15 protein-coding genes are annotated in these 16,099 nt (G+C 59.1%); 9 read left to right on the forward strand and 6 right to left on the reverse strand.

Annotated features, from left to right (window positions below; genetic code table 11):
* Positions 1–94: 94 nt before the first annotated feature.
* Together GIW02_RS12740 and GIW02_RS12745 are read right to left on the reverse strand one after the other, a co-directional pair.
* Positions 95–700 (reverse strand): TetR/AcrR family transcriptional regulator, encoded by a 606-nt coding sequence (locus GIW02_RS12740; RefSeq protein WP_236419731.1) that lies wholly within the window; start codon positions 698–700, stop codon positions 95–97.
* Between the two features lie 155 nt (positions 701–855).
* Positions 856–1,818: a hypothetical protein gene (locus GIW02_RS12745; protein WP_236419729.1), complete on the reverse strand. Its 963-nt coding sequence runs from the start codon at positions 1,816–1,818 to the stop codon at positions 856–858.
* Between the two features lie 261 nt (positions 1,819–2,079).
* Here GIW02_RS12745 and GIW02_RS12750 point away from each other — a divergent pair, with 261 nt between their 5' ends.
* Positions 2,080–2,994: a DUF808 domain-containing protein gene (locus GIW02_RS12750; RefSeq protein ID WP_236419727.1), complete on the forward strand. Its 915-nt coding sequence runs from the start codon at positions 2,080–2,082 to the stop codon at positions 2,992–2,994.
* Positions 2,995–3,050: 56 nt separating this feature from the next.
* Here GIW02_RS12750 and GIW02_RS12755 read toward each other — a convergent pair whose 3' ends face one another.
* Positions 3,051–3,839, reverse strand: a complete 789-nt coding sequence (locus GIW02_RS12755) for an MlaA family lipoprotein (RefSeq protein ID WP_236421887.1) — start codon at positions 3,837–3,839, stop codon at positions 3,051–3,053.
* Positions 3,832–5,130: a serine/threonine protein kinase gene (locus tag GIW02_RS12760; RefSeq protein ID WP_236410967.1), complete on the reverse strand. Its 1,299-nt coding sequence runs from the start codon at positions 5,128–5,130 to the stop codon at positions 3,832–3,834. Before GIW02_RS12760 ends, GIW02_RS12755 begins: the two co-directional genes overlap by 8 nt.
* Positions 5,131–5,366: 236 nt before the next feature.
* On the opposite strand from GIW02_RS12760, the gene GIW02_RS12765 reads away from it, so the two are divergent.
* On the forward strand, positions 5,367–5,735 hold the full coding sequence (locus GIW02_RS12765; protein WP_236410966.1) for a hypothetical protein: 369 nt from the start codon (positions 5,367–5,369) through the stop codon (positions 5,733–5,735).
* A gap of 106 nt (positions 5,736–5,841) precedes the next feature.
* Here GIW02_RS12765 and GIW02_RS12770 read toward each other — a convergent pair whose 3' ends face one another.
* Entirely contained in the window at positions 5,842–7,395 is a 1,554-nt protein-coding gene (locus GIW02_RS12770) for a glycosyl hydrolase family 17 protein (RefSeq protein ID WP_236410965.1), read from the reverse strand.
* A 333-nt stretch (positions 7,396–7,728) separates the two neighbouring features.
* Between GIW02_RS12770 and GIW02_RS12775 the strand changes: the two genes are divergently transcribed.
* The 3 genes from GIW02_RS12775 to GIW02_RS12785 all read left to right on the forward strand — a co-directional run bounded on the left by GIW02_RS12775 (position 7,729) and on the right by GIW02_RS12785 (position 10,802).
* Positions 7,729–8,580: a glycine betaine ABC transporter substrate-binding protein gene (locus GIW02_RS12775; RefSeq protein ID WP_236410964.1), complete on the forward strand. Its 852-nt coding sequence runs from the start codon at positions 7,729–7,731 to the stop codon at positions 8,578–8,580.
* 255 nt (positions 8,581–8,835) lie between these two features.
* The gene (locus tag GIW02_RS12780) at positions 8,836–9,147 is read left to right on the forward strand and encodes a DUF485 domain-containing protein (RefSeq protein WP_003190001.1); all 312 of its coding nucleotides are present in this window, start codon (positions 8,836–8,838) and stop codon (positions 9,145–9,147) included.
* Positions 9,144–10,802 carry a cation acetate symporter gene (locus GIW02_RS12785; protein ID WP_236410963.1) on the forward strand — a complete coding sequence of 553 codons (1,659 nt, stop codon included), beginning with the start codon at positions 9,144–9,146 and terminating at the stop codon, positions 10,800–10,802. Before GIW02_RS12780 ends, GIW02_RS12785 begins: the two co-directional genes overlap by 4 nt.
* Before the next feature lie 243 nt (positions 10,803–11,045).
* Here the strand turns inward: GIW02_RS12785 and gltA are convergent, their stop codons facing one another.
* The gene (gene gltA / locus GIW02_RS12790) at positions 11,046–12,335 is read right to left on the reverse strand and encodes a citrate synthase (RefSeq protein ID WP_003210575.1); all 1,290 of its coding nucleotides are present in this window, start codon (positions 12,333–12,335) and stop codon (positions 11,046–11,048) included.
* A 364-nt stretch (positions 12,336–12,699) separates the two neighbouring features.
* Here gltA and sdhC point away from each other — a divergent pair, with 364 nt between their 5' ends.
* Genes sdhC through GIW02_RS12810 form a run of 4 tightly spaced genes read left to right on the forward strand, consistent with a single transcriptional unit; the run spans position 12,700 to position 15,928 of the window.
* Complete coding sequence (gene sdhC / locus GIW02_RS12795) at positions 12,700–13,074, forward strand: succinate dehydrogenase, cytochrome b556 subunit (RefSeq protein WP_101268124.1); 375 nt, start codon at positions 12,700–12,702, stop codon at positions 13,072–13,074.
* The gene (gene sdhD, locus GIW02_RS12800; RefSeq protein WP_003233245.1) at positions 13,068–13,436 is read left to right on the forward strand and encodes a succinate dehydrogenase, hydrophobic membrane anchor protein; all 369 of its coding nucleotides are present in this window, start codon (positions 13,068–13,070) and stop codon (positions 13,434–13,436) included. Before sdhC ends, sdhD begins: the two co-directional genes overlap by 7 nt.
* A gap of 3 nt (positions 13,437–13,439) precedes the next feature.
* The gene (gene sdhA, locus GIW02_RS12805; RefSeq protein WP_017529313.1) at positions 13,440–15,212 is read left to right on the forward strand and encodes a succinate dehydrogenase flavoprotein subunit; all 1,773 of its coding nucleotides are present in this window, start codon (positions 13,440–13,442) and stop codon (positions 15,210–15,212) included.
* Between the two features lie 11 nt (positions 15,213–15,223).
* Positions 15,224–15,928 carry a succinate dehydrogenase iron-sulfur subunit gene (locus GIW02_RS12810; RefSeq protein WP_003172807.1) on the forward strand — a complete coding sequence of 235 codons (705 nt, stop codon included), beginning with the start codon at positions 15,224–15,226 and terminating at the stop codon, positions 15,926–15,928.
* Positions 15,929–16,099 lie beyond the last annotated feature (171 nt).

Raw genomic sequence — 16,099 nt, forward strand, 5'->3', positions numbered from 1 at the left:
CACAGTGGCTTTGCGGTGTTCATACATTGTGTGTCTGGCACCGATCAAATGTGGGAGGGGGCTTGCTCCCGATTGGCACAGGCGACTCGGTCTATCAATCGGGCTCACACCCCTTGAGCACCAACCGAATAATCGTCTGCGCCGCCGCCTCATAATCCGCTTCATCGAGCTTGGCCTTGCCGGTCACTGCCGAGATCTGCCAGTCAAAATCGGCGTAGGTCTGGGTCGCTGCCCAGATGCTGAACATCAGGTGATTGGGGTCTATGGCGGCGATCAGGCCGCGATCCACCCAGCTCTGAATGCAGTCGATATTGTGCTTGGCCTGGGCATTCAGCTGTTCGACCTGCTCGCTGCTCAGGTGCGGTGCGCCGTGCATGATTTCGCTGGCGAATACCTTGGAGGCAAAGGGCAGGTCGCGTGAGATGCGGATTTTCGAGCGGATGTAATTACTCAACACTTCCTTGGGTTCGCCCTGCGGGTTAAAAGGCGTGGACGCGGCCAGGATCGGCTCGATAATGCTTTCGAGCACCTCGCGGTAGAGGTTGTCCTTGGACTTGAAGTAGTAATAGACGTTGGGCTTGGGCAGCCCGGCCTTGGCGGCGATGTCGCTGGTTTTGGTCGCGGCGAAGCCCTTGTCGGCAAACTCCTCGCTCGCCGCCCGCAGGATCTTTTCTTTGTTGCGCTCGCGAATGGTGCTCATAAACCAGAAGATTCCTTGCCAGGACAGGCGGTTGCGCATGGTAGCACCGGCTCTGCGCAGCGCTCAAGAAACCTGCCGGCGTGGCGTGGCGAGGTCGCCCGCCGCTTGCGCAAGGGCTACAGCGCGTACTCTGCTACGCGCTGCAGCGATCAGCGTCAGTTGCTTAGTGCGCGATAGCCTTGTTGGCTGAATTCCACAAGCTTCCTGGCCGGGGAGTTATCGAGGGTAAAGTCCTCTGGACTCAACGTTTCGCCCAGTAATTTATACGTACTATGGAAAGTGCCTTCGACCACTCCATTATTGCGTTTGGGTTCGTCACCCACCGACTTGTCGATGTATTGAAGGACGCGCTCGGCATCTGCGGCGATATGCCTGCGAATGTGTTCGGGGAATTTGGGATTGTTCCAATCCCCGCCGAGTACTTTCTGGAAGTCCTTCAGCACTGAGCTCGGGGTGGGTGCGTCGAACGCCTTGAACAGAGGGTTGGCGGTAATTTGCTCAAGGCTACGGTTGTCGCCAGGTGCCAGCCCGGCATGGGCGGTGGGGACGGTGTTCTGCGTTGGGGCCTGATTCAGGGGCTTGAGAACGCCATAACCCTTGGCGGCAAATTCGCGCACGCGGTCTTGTTCTGAAGGCTGTCCGGCTGTGGAAACATCGGACAGTTGCCCGTCGCCTCGTTGGTTGGGTTCAGCGTCAATATGCTTCAAGACCTGTACCAAGTTGAACATGGCGTCGGCCCGGGATTCAAGGTCTCGATTAGAGAGGGAGAAGTCGCCAACATGGCGCTTGAGGTCATTAAGCAGTTCGCCCCGGCTCGCGCTCCCTCCTGGTGGGAAAGGGTTGCTCAACCACAATGGGCCAGAGTTGAGAATAGGATTGTCGTATTCGATCTCAAGCTCAGTACGCCTATCCCCCAAGGGCCTGCCACTCGGTGACGGCACTTGCGTGTTTCCCTCTACGCCCATGGCCGAAGCCGGTGCTTGTTTTGCTGCACTCGTGGCGGCGGACTGATTGCCAGGAAATTGGATCGTGTCAAGGCGCGGACTATTAATGTGCATGTTTGTTACCTTGAATTGAATGTGCATCGTCGGAAATAAGGTGCTGAGTGGACGCTTCATTTCCTGTCAATTTGAACGCGAGACTTTTTGGTTCGAGTTTATGTGGCGTTGTCGAGTCAGGTGGTTCCGGAGAGTGCGGTGGTTTCTTCGTAGGCTGAAGCAGGAGGTTTGCGCTTTGAGCTGAAGGAAAAGTGACCTCACCCAAGCCGCCACTGCGCTACTGGCCTCCTGGAATTGATCGGCAGCCTGGGCAGTGCAGGCTCGCTTCCCTGAACGTCGCCGCGTTATATTCGCGGCACTCTCACCGCAGGAATGTCCTCCATGGCAGGAAGCAGCTTACTGGTACTGATCGACGACATCGCCGCTGTGCTCGACGATGTGGCGTTGATGACAAAAATGGCGGCGAAGAAGACCGCCGGTGTACTGGGTGATGACCTGGCGCTCAATGCCCAGCAAGTCTCCGGCGTGCGCGCCGAGCGCGAAATACCCGTGGTGTGGGCAGTGGCGAAGGGTTCGTTCGTCAATAAGCTGATCCTGGTGCCGGCCGCCCTGTTGATCAGCGCGTTCGCGCCCTGGGCCGTCACGCCGCTGTTGATGCTCGGCGGTGCCTACCTGTGCTTCGAGGGTTTCGAAAAGCTGGCCCATAAGTTTCTCCACAGCAAGGCCGAGGATCAGGCCGAGCATGCACAACTGACAGAGGCTGTGGCAGACCCCGCAACCGATCTGGTGGCCTTCGAAAAGGACAAGATCAAAGGCGCGATCCGCACCGACTTCATCCTCTCCGCCGAAATCATCGCCATCACCCTCGGCACCGTGGCCGATGCGCCGCTGATGCAGCAGGTGATCGTGTTGTCGGGCATTGCGATTGTCATGACCATCGGCGTGTACGGGCTGGTTGCCGGTATCGTCAAGCTCGATGATCTGGGCCTGTGGCTCACCCAGAAGCCTGGCCAGGCGGCGCGCAGTATCGGCGGCGCCATCCTGCGCGCGGCACCTTACATGATGAAAAGCTTGTCGGTGATCGGCACGGCGGCGATGTTCCTGGTGGGCGGTGGGATTCTCACTCACGGGGTGCCGGTGGTGCATCACTGGATCGAGACCGTCAGCCAGGGCGCGGGCGGCGTGGCGTGGTTGGTGCCGCCGCTGCTGAATGCGGTGGTGGGAATTATCGCGGGTGCGCTCGTACTGGCGGTGGTCAGTGTGGTCGGCAAGACCTGGAAAACGCTCAGGGCATAAGGGGTGGGCACAAAAAAAGGCCATTCAATCGAATGGCCTTTTTTTGTGGGTCTTGCTTACTCGGCAATCTGCAACTTGCGCGATTCCGTATAGATGTAGCGCACCTTCTCATACTCGAACGGCGAGTTCATCTGGCCGTAGCGGAAGCTGGTCTGGTAGCGCTTGTCGACCGCGCGCAGGGCCCAGACTTCCGGGTGGTTGGAGCTGACTTCCGCTACGTTGAGGAAGTTGATCTGATTTTCAGCGGTGTAATCCACCAGCAGCCCGGTGGTGTCACGCAGGTTCGACGGCCCGAAGACCGGTAGCACCAGGTAAGCGCCGCTGGGCACGCCGTAGAAGCCAAGGGTCTGGCCGAAGTCTTCGCTTTGGCGCGGCAGGCCCATGGCGGTCGCCGGGTCCCACAGGCCGGCGATGCCGATGGTGGTGTTGAGCAGCAGGCGTCCGGTGGTTTCCAGGGAGCGGTGGCCCTTGAGTTGCAGCAGGCTGTTCAACAGGTTGGGCACGTCGCCCAGGTTGTTGAAGAAGTTGCTGACGCCGGTGCGCAGGAAGCTTGGGGTCACGTAGGTGTAGCCGTTGACTACCGGCAGGAACACCCATTGGTCGAAGCGGTAGTTGAAGTGGTACACGCGGCGGTTCCACGACTCCAGCGGGTCATACACGTTCAGGGCGTTGACGGACGAGCGTTCAAATTCACGTTGGTCCAGGCCCGGGTTGAACTTGAGCTTGGTCAGCGGTTCCTTGAACCCATCGGAGCCCGCCACAGTCGGCTCGTGGGCCTTGCTGTTGTCGGCATTGGCCACGCCTGCGCACATCAAGGCAGCAAGCAGCAGAAGATATTTAGCCACGGAAGAACTCCAGCATGGCGTCGGCGTTGACGCGGTAATTGAGGTTGCCGCAATGGCCGCCCAGCGGGTAGACGGTCAAGCGATCGCCGAAGGTTTTACGCAGGAAACCGAGGTCGCCAGGGCCGAGGATCACGTCGTCGGCGTTGTGCATGACGGCGATTTTCGGGTTGGTGTGCAGGTAGTCCTGGAGGGCGTACAGGCTGACCTGGTCGACCAGTTGCAGCAGGCTGCCGCCGTCGGAGCGCGCACGCCACATCGGAATCACTTGTTCGGTGAGGTAGCAGTCGAAGTCGCATTGCAGCGCACGCTTGAGGAACGGCGTAAGGCTGGTGCCTTCGGTGATCGGGTATTTCGGCGGGATGATCAGGCCGCGGCGGTTGATCAAGTCCGAGGTAAAGGCAATGTCGGCGGCCGAGAAGCGGAACGAGGTGCCGATCAGCATGGCCATCTGTTCGTTGGTCAGGTGCTGCTTGGACTGCTGGAAGTCATAGAGCAGGGCGTCGTTGAGGTCGATATAGCCCTTTTGCTGGAAGTAACGGGTCAGCTTGTTCAGCACCAGCTCATAAAAAGTGGTGGTGTTATTGATGCCCTTGACCTCGGTCTGTACCAGCTTGTCGAGGTTGGTGATCGAGGTGTAGAGGTTGACCGGCGGGTTGAGCAGCAGCACTTTCTTGAAGTTGAAACTGCGGCGTGTCTCGTCCAGCTTGCTCACGAACGCCGCGTCCAACGCACCCAGGCTGTAGCCAGTGAGGTAGAAATCGGTGACCGGCAGCGAGGCGTTCTGCGCACGCACGGCCTGCATCACGCGGTACATGTCTTCGGCATCTTCCTGGCTGATGCCGGGGGTGGCAAAGCGCGAAGCCGAGGCGATGAAGTCGAAGCTGGTTGGCGAAGACAGCTGCACCACGTGGTAGCCGGCCTGGTAATACAGCTTTTTCAGGTATTCGTTGATGCTGCTGTCGAACCGCGCACCGGTGCCGGCGATCAGGAAGATCAGCGGTGCAGCGCGGTCTTGCTTGGCGATGCGGTACGTGAGCTTCTTCACCGCCCAGAAGTTGTCCGGCAGGCTGAACTCGCGCTCGGGACGCATGTTCAGGGTGTAGTCGGACTGGTTGATCTCGTCATTGCTCGGCAAGGTGGGCCTGAGGTCTGGCGGCGTGGTGGCGATGGTCGCTTCGAACGGATTGGTCAAAGGGAAGCCATAGGTGGCTGGGTCGACGTCGACGGCCAGTGCTGACGCACTCAAAAAAAGGCTGCCCAGCAAGGCAGCGCAGCGCAAGGAACGGAGCATGACTTAATCCCTAAGAGGAAACGTGCTGAATGAAGTTCGCAGGCTATGACCACCGCGTTGCCACCGAAGTGCCAGCTCTCGGCACGAAAAATCGGAAAATAACGTAGGAATCGGGGTAATAGTAGCCAGACGATACACTTTGGCACGCATACCTGAACACTTATTGTATGTATGCACCTTGCTAAAGGCCGCCGGGGCATTAAGCTGAGCGCCGTTTTTGCCTATCGGAGTGCCCCATGTCCCGTCGCTTGCCGTTGATATTGCTGCTTATTGCCCTGCCATTGTGGTTGGCTGCCAGTTATGGCGCGCGTTACGGTTTTATGGAGGATGGCCGCTGGGTCGGCCTGTGTGCCGATGACGCCAGCCGCTGGGAATGCCAACTGCGCGCGAACCTGGGGTTGATGATTCACTTCAAGGTGCTGGGGTGGGCGGCATTGGTGTCGGCGGTGCTGGCGTTTTTTGTGCCGGGCCGTGCAGGTTGGGGGTTGGCAGTGCTGGGGATGGTGTTCGGGTTGCCGGCGTTGGCGTTGTACAACACCACGTTAGCGGTGTTTGCGGTGGTGATTGCAGGGTTGCGGTTGGTCAGGAAGCCTCGGGTTGCCTGACAGGGCATCATCGGGGGCAAGCCCCCTCCCACATTTGACTGTATTCACACGTTGAAATGTGTGAACCCGGTCCAGTGTGGGAGGGGGCTTGCCCCCGATGGCGCTGTTAAGCCTTACGCACCCGCAAGCAACGCCACAAGGCTGCAACCATCAACAGACTTACTACCGCCCAACCCCACGCCTGTTGATTCAACAGACCTTCGCGGTACAGCTGCGGCGCAATTCCAGCACCGATGATAAACGCCAGCAGCGCGATTTCCCGACGCGGTCCGGTCACCGGCCGCACCAGGTACACCAACGCCGGCAACACCAGCGCCGCACTCGGAAAGCTGCGGTAGCGCGGGTCAAATACCAACGACAGCATCATCACCGCGCCGGCAAACCCGGCGATAGCCACCAGCCAGCCCGCGCGGCGTTCCAGCCGATTGAACGCCTGTTCGCGCCAACCCTCCCGAGCGCTCAATGCCAGCGCGGCGTGGGCCAGCACCAGCAGGTTCAATCCCATCAGCAGGCCTGCCCATACCCATTCATCATTGAAGCGCGCGGTCACGCGGGTCAGTTCGGCCCACGTGCCAATGGAGCAGGCGGCCACCGCACCCAGCAGTGGCAGAGCGAGCGCCGCACGAGTGCTACGAACACGACCGCCAAGCACCAGCGTACCCAGCAGAATGATCCCGCCCACGCCCAGCCACAGCGGCCAGTACGGCACATTGGTCACCGGCCCGGCGAGGATGCCCTTGTCCTGACGGTCCGCATCAAACAAGCCCCAATACCCGCCGACCGCACCTTCACTGGCGCGTTTCCACGGCTGGTCAAAGGCTTCGATCAGGTTGTAGTGCCAGCCATTGGCCTCGGCCATGGCCACGAAACCGCGCATGAACTTGGCCTCGTTGACCCGGCTCGGCACCGCTGTTTCGCGCTGGCGGCCTTCGCTGGGCCAGCCGGTTTCGCCGATCATCACGTCTTTGGGCGCAAATTTGTGACCGAATGTCTGGCGTACATCGCCCACGTGCTTGAGGGCCTGGTCGATGCCCGAAGGGTCATCTTCCCAATACGGCAGCAGGTGGATGGTGAGGAAATCCACGGCCGGGGCGATTTCCGGGTGTTGCAGCCAGAACTCCCAGACGTCGGCATACGTGACCGGCTGCTTGATCTGGCTTTTTACCTTATGGATCAGCTTCACCAGTTGCGTGGCGGTGACTTCCTTGCGCAGCAGCGCTTCGTTGCCGACGATCACTGAGGTCACCACGTCGGGGTGGGCGTTGGCAGCAGCGATCAGCTCGTCGATTTCTTTTTCGGTGGCCACCGGGTCACTGCTGACCCAGGCGCCGGCCATCAGCTTCAAGCCATGCTTGCGCGCCATGTCCGGCAGGGCTTCCAGGCCAGTCATGGAGTAGGTGCGAATGCATTCGAAACGCGTGGCCAGCAAGGCCAGGTCGGCGTCCATGCGCTCGGGGCGCAGCGTGAACGGTTGGTCGAAGGGCGATTGGTCTTTGTCGAACGGCGTATAGGACGCACATTGCAGCTTGTGGCTGGCGCTCGCGACGTCGGGCAGCACCACCGGGCGGCCGAGACCATACCAGTAGCCGACAAGGGCCAGCAGGCCGAGGATCAGAGCGAAACAATAGGGCAGGGCAGGGAAGCGGGCATTCGCGGGCATGGTCGGCTTATCTGGGGGAGCAAAGGCGCGCATCTTACCCGGAATTGCCCCGTCCCAGTGGGGCTGCATAATTTTGACATGCAAAGTTCGGGCGGGATTTGGTCGCCAAGTCCTACAAAGCGTCCTGCTGGCTATGTGATGTCGTTTCTTGCTTGCATGAGGTCGCTGACAGAGCAGGTCGATGGCGCCGGCAGGTTGATTATCGAAGTGTCAGCACTCCACTGATGTCGCCGCCACCGGATCGATGCGCGTGAAGGGGGCGCGGGTGCACCACATAACAACAGGTTGACGTCGCTCGGCATCCGCCGGGCGCAGCACTTTCGGGGAAGTACGATGAAGATGCGACGACTCTTGGGCGCAGCTGCCACGCTGGTAGTTGCGATGAGCTCCACACTGGCCAGTGCCGACAGCAAAACCCTGAGCATCGGCTATGTGGACGGTTGGTCCGACAGCGTTGCCACCACCCACGTGGCGGCAGAGGTGATCAAGCAAAAGCTCGGTTATGACGTGAAACTGCAAGCGGTCGCCACCGGGATCATGTGGCAGGGCGTGGCCACCGGCAAGCTCGACGCCATGCTCTCCGCCTGGCTGCCCGTGACCCACGGCGAGTACTGGGCCAAGAACAAGGACAAGGTGGTCGACTACGGCCCCAACTTCAAGGATGCGAAGATCGGCCTGATCGTGCCGGAGTACGTCAAGGCCAAGTCCATCGAAGACCTCAAGACCGACACCACCTTCAAGAACAAGATCGTCGGCATCGACGCCGGCTCAGGCGTGATGCTCAAGACCGACGAAGCCATCAAGGCCTATGGCCTGGACTACAAGCTGCAAGCCAGCTCGGGCGCCGCGATGATCGCCGAGTTGACCCGTGCCGAAGACAAGCAGGAGTCCATTGCGGTTACCGGTTGGGTGCCACACTGGATGTTCGCCAAGTGGAAACTGCGTTTCCTCGACGATCCAAAAGGGATTTACGGAGCCGCTGAAACCGTCAACAGCATCGGCAGCAAAGGCCTGGAGAAGAAAGCGCCGGAAGTCGTGGCCTTCCTGAAGAAATTCCAGTGGGCCTCCAAGGACGAAATCGGCGAAGTCATGCTGGCCATTCAAGAAGGTGCCAAGCCTGATGCAGCGGCCAAGGATTGGGTGGCCAAGCACCCAGAGCGTGTCGCTGAGTGGACGGGTAAGTAACATCCCCTGATCTACCCCTGTGGGAGGGGGCTTGCTCCCGATAGCGGTCTGTCAGCGATACATGTGCTGGCTGATCACTGCTATCGGGAGCAAGCCCCCTCCCACATTGATTTCTCCCCCTGCAAATGTTTCTGCACCCCCACAATCCCTCGCTACACTCGATCTAAGACTAAGGTCGTCTGGAACCTGTCCCGCAGCCGAATACAGTGGATATGTTCCAAAATAATAAAAAGCTGTGCTGCGAGGATAAAAACAATGAACGACAGCATTTACCTCTCGATTCAAAACAGCCCGCGTTTCAAGGAGCTGGTGAGAAAAAGGGAACGGTTCGCCTGGATTCTCTCGGCGATCATGCTAGGGCTTTACTCCGCTTTCATCCTGTTGATCGCCTACGGGCCACAAGTGCTGGGGGCCAAGATCAGCCCCGGTTCGTCGATTACCTGGGGCATTCCCCTGGGCGTCGGGCTGATTGTGTCGGCCTTTATCCTGACCGGCATCTATGTGCGCCGGGCCAATGGCGAGTTTGACGACCTGAACAATGCGATTCTCAAGGAGGCTGCGCAATGATCCGGCGTCTACTGGCTCTATTCGGCGCTTCGCTCTTTGCTCCTGCCCTCTGGGCGGCGGACGCATTGACCGGCGAAGTGCACAAGCAACCGCTCAACGTCTCCGCCATCGTGATGTTCGTCGCGTTCGTCGGTGCCACCCTGTGCATCACCTACTGGGCGTCCAAGCGCAACAAGTCGGCGGCCGACTACTATGCGGCCGGCGGCAAGATCACCGGTTTCCAGAACGGCCTGGCAATTGCCGGCGACTACATGTCGGCGGCGTCCTTCCTGGGGATTTCCGCGCTGGTGTTCACCTCCGGCTACGACGGCCTGATCTACTCGATCGGCTTCCTGGTGGGCTGGCCGATCATTCTGTTCCTGATCGCCGAGCGCCTGCGTAACCTGGGTAAATACACGTTTGCCGACGTGGCGTCCTACCGCCTCGGGCAAACCCAGATCCGCAGCCTGTCGGCCTGTGGCTCGCTGGTGGTGGTGGCGTTCTACCTGATCGCGCAGATGGTCGGCGCGGGCAAGCTGATTCAACTGCTGTTCGGCCTTGATTACCACGTAGCGGTGATCCTGGTGGGCATCCTGATGTGCATGTACGTGCTGTTCGGCGGCATGCTGGCGACCACTTGGGTGCAGATCATCAAGGCAGTGCTGCTGCTGTCCGGTGCTTCGTTCATGGCACTGATGGTGATGAAGCACGTCAACTTCGACTTCAACATGCTGTTTGCCGAGGCGATCAAGGTTCACCCTAAAGGTGAGGCGATCATGAGCCCTGGCGGCTTGGTGAAAGATCCGATTTCGGCATTCTCCCTGGGCCTGGCACTGATGTTCGGTACCGCCGGCCTGCCGCACATCCTGATGCGCTTCTTCACCGTAAGCGACGCCAAGGAAGCGCGTAAGAGCGTGCTGTATGCCACTGGCTTCATCGGCTACTTCTATATCCTGACCTTTATCATCGGCTTCGGCGCGATCCTGCTGGTCAGCACCAACCCGGCGTTCAAGGATGCTGCAGGCGCTCTGTTAGGTGGTAACAACATGGCGGCGGTGCACCTGGCCAACGCGGTGGGTGGCAGTATCTTCCTGGGCTTCATCTCGGCCGTGGCGTTTGCCACCATCCTGGCAGTGGTTGCCGGCTTGACCCTGGCGGGTGCCTCGGCGGTGTCCCATGACCTGTACGCCAGCGTGATCAAGAAAGGCAAGGCCAACGACAAGGATGAGATTCGCGTATCGAAGATCACCACCGTCGCTCTGGGTGTCCTGGCAATCGGCCTGGGTATCCTGTTCGAAAGCCAGAACATCGCGTTCATGGTCGGCCTGGCGTTCTCGATTGCCGCCAGCTGTAACTTCCCGGTGTTGCTGCTTTCCATGTACTGGAAGAACCTCACCACCCGTGGCGCCATGATCGGCGGCTGGCTGGGCTTGATCAGTGCCGTGGGCCTGATGGTTCTCGGCCCGACCATCTGGGTGTCGATCCTGCACCATGAAAAAGCCATCTTCCCGTACGAATACCCGGCGCTGTTCTCGATGATCATTGCGTTCGTCGGTATCTGGTTCTTCTCCATCACCGACAAGTCGGCGGCGGCAGAGAAAGAGCGTGCGCTGTACTTCCCGCAGTTTGTGCGTTCGCAGACTGGCCTGGGGGCGAGTGGGGCGGTTAACCACTAAGGGTTGTTGCTGAACAAGAAATGCCCCGGTCGCAAGGCCGGGGCATTTTTTATGCCTTGGGTTCTGTGTTGGCTGTGCTGGCCTCATCGGGGGCAAGCCCCCTCCCACAGTTAGCCGAGTACAACCTTTGGAATGCGGTTCAATGTGGGAGGGGGCTTGCCCCCGATGGCGGTACACCAGGCCCCACAAACAAAAACGGCCTCCACTAAGGGAGGCCGTTCTCGGTACAACTAAGCTGATTGCTTACTTGCGATCTTCCAGCTTGGTAATGTCACGCGACTCGTAGCCGGTGTACAGCTGGCGCGGGCGGCCAATCTTGTACGGGCTGGAGAGCATTTCTTTCCAGTGGGAGATCCAGCCCACGGTCCGCGCCAGGGCGAAGATCACGGTGAACATGCTGGTTGGAATGCCGATCGCCTTGAGGATGATCCCCGAGTAGAAGTCGACGTTCGGGTACAGCGAGCGTTCGATGAAGTACGGGTCGGTCAGGGCGATCTCTTCCAGGCGCATGGCCAGTTCGAGTTGCGGATCGTTCTTGATGCCCAGTTCCTTCAACACTTCGTCGCAGGTCTTCTTCATCACGGTGGCGCGTGGGTCGCGGTTCTTGTAGACCCGGTGACCGAAGCCCATCAACTTGAACGGATCGTTCTTGTCCTTGGCCTTGGCGATGAACTTGTCGATGTTCGAGACATCGCCGATTTCATCCAGCATGGTCAATACGGCTTCGTTCGCACCGCCGTGGGCAGGGCCCCACAGTGCGGCGATACCGGCGGCGATACAGGCGAACGGGTTGGCACCCGAAGAGCCTGCCAGGCGTACGGTAGAAGTAGAGGCGTTCTGTTCATGGTCGGCGTGGAGGATGAAAATCTTGTCCATCGCAGCGGCCAGCACCGGGCTGATCGGTTTGATCTCGCACGGCGTGTTGAACATCATGTGCAGGAAGTTTTCCGCGTACGTCAGGTCGTTGCGCGGGTACATCATGGGTTGACCCATGGAGTACTTGTAAACCATCGCGGCCAGGGTCGGCATCTTGGCAACCAGGCGGATCGCGGAGATTTCACGATGCTGCGGGTTATTGATGTCGAGGGAGTCGTGATAGAAGGCCGACAGGGCGCCGACCACACCGCACATGACGGCCATCGGGTGGGCGTCGCGACGGAAGCCGTTGAAGAAGGTCTTCAACTGCTCGTGAACCATGGTGTGGTTCTTCACGGTGCTGACGAACTGGGCTTTTTGCTCGGCTGTTGGCAATTCGCCATTTAGCAGCAGGTAGCAGGTTTCCAGGTAGTCCGACTGTTCGGCGAGTTGCTCGATCGGGTAGCCGCGGTGCAGCAGAATGCCATTGTCACCATCGATATAGGTGATCTTCGACTCGCAAGAGGCGGTCGACATGAAGCCTGGGTCGAATGTGAAACGGCCCGTGGCCGTCAGGCCCCGTACGTCGATAACATCGGGACCAACGGTGCCGGTTAAAATGGGCAGCTCGACGGGGGCTGCGCCCTCGATGATCAACTGCGCTTTTTTGTCAGCCATGTGGCCTCCTATTTATGCTTCAAATCATCAGACAGACCCCCCACGCAGGGCCCGCACCACTATATTGATATAAATCCAGATGTCAATTTGCCTAAAGTCTTGCGCCAGAAGGCTTTAACCGTACTTTTTCGTCGAAATTGACTGCCATTTACGCCTTTTATCCCGTCAGCGCAATCAGCTATTAGGGTGAGGAGCGCGCGTTGTCATTAGTAACCTAACTGTCTATACTCGGCCACCGACCGCCAAGGGCTTTTGGGCTTGCTTTCATTGGGGGTCGCACTCCCTGGGTGGTGCTTACCTGACCAGTGCACTCCCCAACAACTTTGCCCTGATTGTTAGGGGCTCTTCAGTGTGAAAAAAAGCCGTGAATAGCCAACGACCTGTAAACCTAGACCTAAGGACCATCAAACTCCCCATCACCGGCGTTACGTCGTTCCTGCACCGTGTTTCCGGCATCATCCTGTTCCTGGGCTTGGGCATCATGCTTTATGCATTGAGCAAATCCCTGGGTTCCGAGGAAGGTTACGCCGAGGTGAAGGCATGCTTGACCAGCCCGCTGGCCAAGTTCGTAGCATGGGGCCTCCTGTCCTCTCTTCTGTATCACCTGGTAGCCGGTGTGCGCCACTTGATCATGGACATGGGCATCGGTGAGACGCTGGAAGGCGGCCGCCGTGGCTCGAAAATCATCATCGCCATTTCCGTGGTGCTGATCGTTCTCGCAGGAGTTTGGATATGGTAACCAGCGTTACGAACCTTTCGCGTTCGGGCCTCTATGACTGGATGGCGCAGCGTGTGTCTGCGGTTGTTCTCGCGGCTTATTTCATTTTCCTGATCGGATACCTCGTCGCAAACCCGGGCATCGGCTATGAGCAATGGCACGGCCTGTTTGCCCACAATGCGATGCGAATCTTCAGTCTGCTGGCCCTTGTAGCCCTGGGCGCACACGCCTGGGTCGGCATGTGGACCATCGCGACCGACTACCTGACGCCGATGGCGCTGGGCAAGTCCGCGACCGCAGTCCGTTTCCTCTTCCAGGCAGTCTGCGGCATTGCAATGTTCGCGTACTTCGTCTGGGGTGTGCAGATTCTTTGGGGTATCTGATTCATGGCTAACATTCCAACTATTTCCTTCGACGCCATCATTATTGGTGGCGGCGGTGCTGGCATGCGCGCAGCGCTGCAGCTGGCCCAGGGTGGTCACAAGACTGCCGTGATCACCAAAGTGTTCCCGACGCGTTCGCACACTGTATCGGCCCAGGGTGGCATCACCTGCGCCATCGCCTCCGCCGACCCGAACGATGACTGGCGCTGGCACATGTACGATACCGTCAAGGGTTCCGACTACATCGGTGACCAGGACGCTATCGAATACATGTGTCAGGAAGGCCCGGCTGCGGTGTTCGAGCTGGACCACATGGGTCTGCCGTTCTCCCGTACCGAGCAAGGCCGTATCTACCAGCGTCCATTCGGCGGCCAGTCGAAGGACTACGGTAAAGGCGGGCAGGCTGCCCGTACCTGCGCCGCATCCGACCGTACCGGTCACGCGCTGCTGCACACCCTGTATCAGGGCAACCTGAAAGCCGGTACCACGTTCCTGAACGAGTACTACGCGGTTGATCTGGTGAAGAACGCCGACGGTGCATTTGTTGGCGTGATCGCCATCTGCATCGAAACCGGTGAAACCACCTACATCCGCGCCAAGGCGACTGTTCTGGCGACTGGCGGTGCTGGCCGTATCTACGCGTCGACCACCAACGCCCTGATCAACACCGGTGACGGCGTTGGCATGGCACTGCGTGCCGGCGTGCCGGTGCAAGACATCGAAATGTGGCAGTTCCACCCGACCGGTATCGCCGGCGCCGGTGTACTGGTGACTGAAGGTTGCCGTGGTGAAGGTGGATACCTGATCAACAAGCACGGCGAGCGTTTCATGGAGCGTTATGCTCCGAACGCCAAAGACCTGGCAGGCCGTGACGTAGTAGCCCGTTCGATGGTTAAAGAAATCATCGCCGGCAACGGCTGTGGCCCGAACGGCGACCACGTACTGCTCAAGCTCGATCACCTCGGCGAAGAAGTCCTGCACAGCCGCCTGCCTGGTATCTGCGAGCTGTCCAAGACCTTTGCTCACGTTGACCCGGTGGTTGCTCCGGTTCCGGTTGTTCCAACTTGCCACTATATGATGGGCGGCGTGCCGACCAACATTCATGGCCAGGCGATCACCCAGAACGCCGAAGGCGTGGACGAAATCATCCACGGTCTGTTCGCGGTAGGTGAAGTGGCCTGCGTATCGGTGCACGGTGCCAACCGTCTGGGCGGCAACTCGCTGCTCGACCTGGTGGTATTCGGTCGCGCTGCCGGCCTGCACCTCGAGAAGGCGCTGACTGACGGCATCGAATACGATGACGCTACCGACGCCAACATCGAAACCGCCCTGGCCCGTCTGAACGCTCTGAACGAGCGCACCGATGGCGAAGACGTGGCTACCCTGCGTCGCGAGCTGCAAAGCTGCATGCAGAACTACTTCGGTGTATTCCGTACCGGCGAATACATGCAGAAGGGTATCGCCCAGCTGGCTGACCTGCGTAAGCGCATCGCCAACGTCAAGATCAACGATAAGAGCCAGGCGTTCAACACCGCTCGTATCGAAGCCCTTGAGCTGCAAAACCTGCTGGAAGTGGCCGAAGCGACCGCAATCGCTGCCGAGGTTCGTAAAGAGTCCCGTGGTGCTCACGCCCGTGAAGACTTTGAAGACCGCGACGACGAAAACTGGTTGTGCCACACCCTGTACTTCCCGGGTGACAAGCGCGTAACCAAGCGTGCCGTGAACTTCTCGCCTAAGACGGTTCCGACGTTTGAACCGAAGATTCGGACTTACTAAGGGTGGCTGCCATGTTGAAAGTCAGTGTTTACCGCTACAACCCTGATCAGGACGCTGCGCCGTTCATGCAGGAATTCCAGGTCGATACCGGTGGCAAAGACCTGATGGTGCTGGATGTATTGGCCCTGATCAAAGAGCAGGACGAAGGTTTCTCGTATCGTCGCTCTTGCCGTGAAGGCGTTTGTGGCTCCGACGGCATGAACATCAACGGCAAAAACGGCCTGGCGTGCATCACGCCGCTGTCCGCCGTGGTTAAAGGTAACAAGCTGATCGTTCGTCCGCTGCCAGGTTTGCCGGTTATCCGTGACCTGGTCGTCGATATGAGCATCTTCTACAAGCAATACGAGAAAGTTAAGCCGTTCCTGCAGAACGACACGCCGGCTCCGGCCATCGAGCGTCTGCAGTCCCCTGAAGAGCGTGAAAAGCTCGACGGTCTGTACGAGTGCATCCTGTGCGCTTGCTGCTCGACCTCGTGCCCGTCCTTCTGGTGGAACCCGGACAAATTCCTGGGTCCAGCTGCTCTGCTGCAAGCGTACCGCTTCCTGGCAGACAGCCGTGACACCAAGACGTCCGAGCGTCTGGCTTCGCTGGATGACCCGTTCAGCGTATTCCGCTGCCGCGGGATCATGAACTGCGTCAACGTATGTCCCAAAGGCCTGAACCCGACTAAGGCCATTGGTCACATCCGTAACATGCTGCTGCAAAGCGGCGTGTAACTGACGTTGTAGTAAAAGCAGGACCGTTGTGCCCGTAAATGCTGCGGCGCAGGCTTCAACCGGCGCCGTAGTTTTAACTTGAGCAGCGACTTACAAAGCCGCGGCTCTTATTTTGAAGAAATGAGACAAGCAGGGGCATTCGGGTTGGTACCCGAACTATCAGCGTGATCC

Source organism: Pseudomonas syringae (assembly GCF_021606685.1).
GTDB classification, from domain to species: domain Bacteria; phylum Pseudomonadota; class Gammaproteobacteria; order Pseudomonadales; family Pseudomonadaceae; genus Aquipseudomonas; species Aquipseudomonas syringae_R.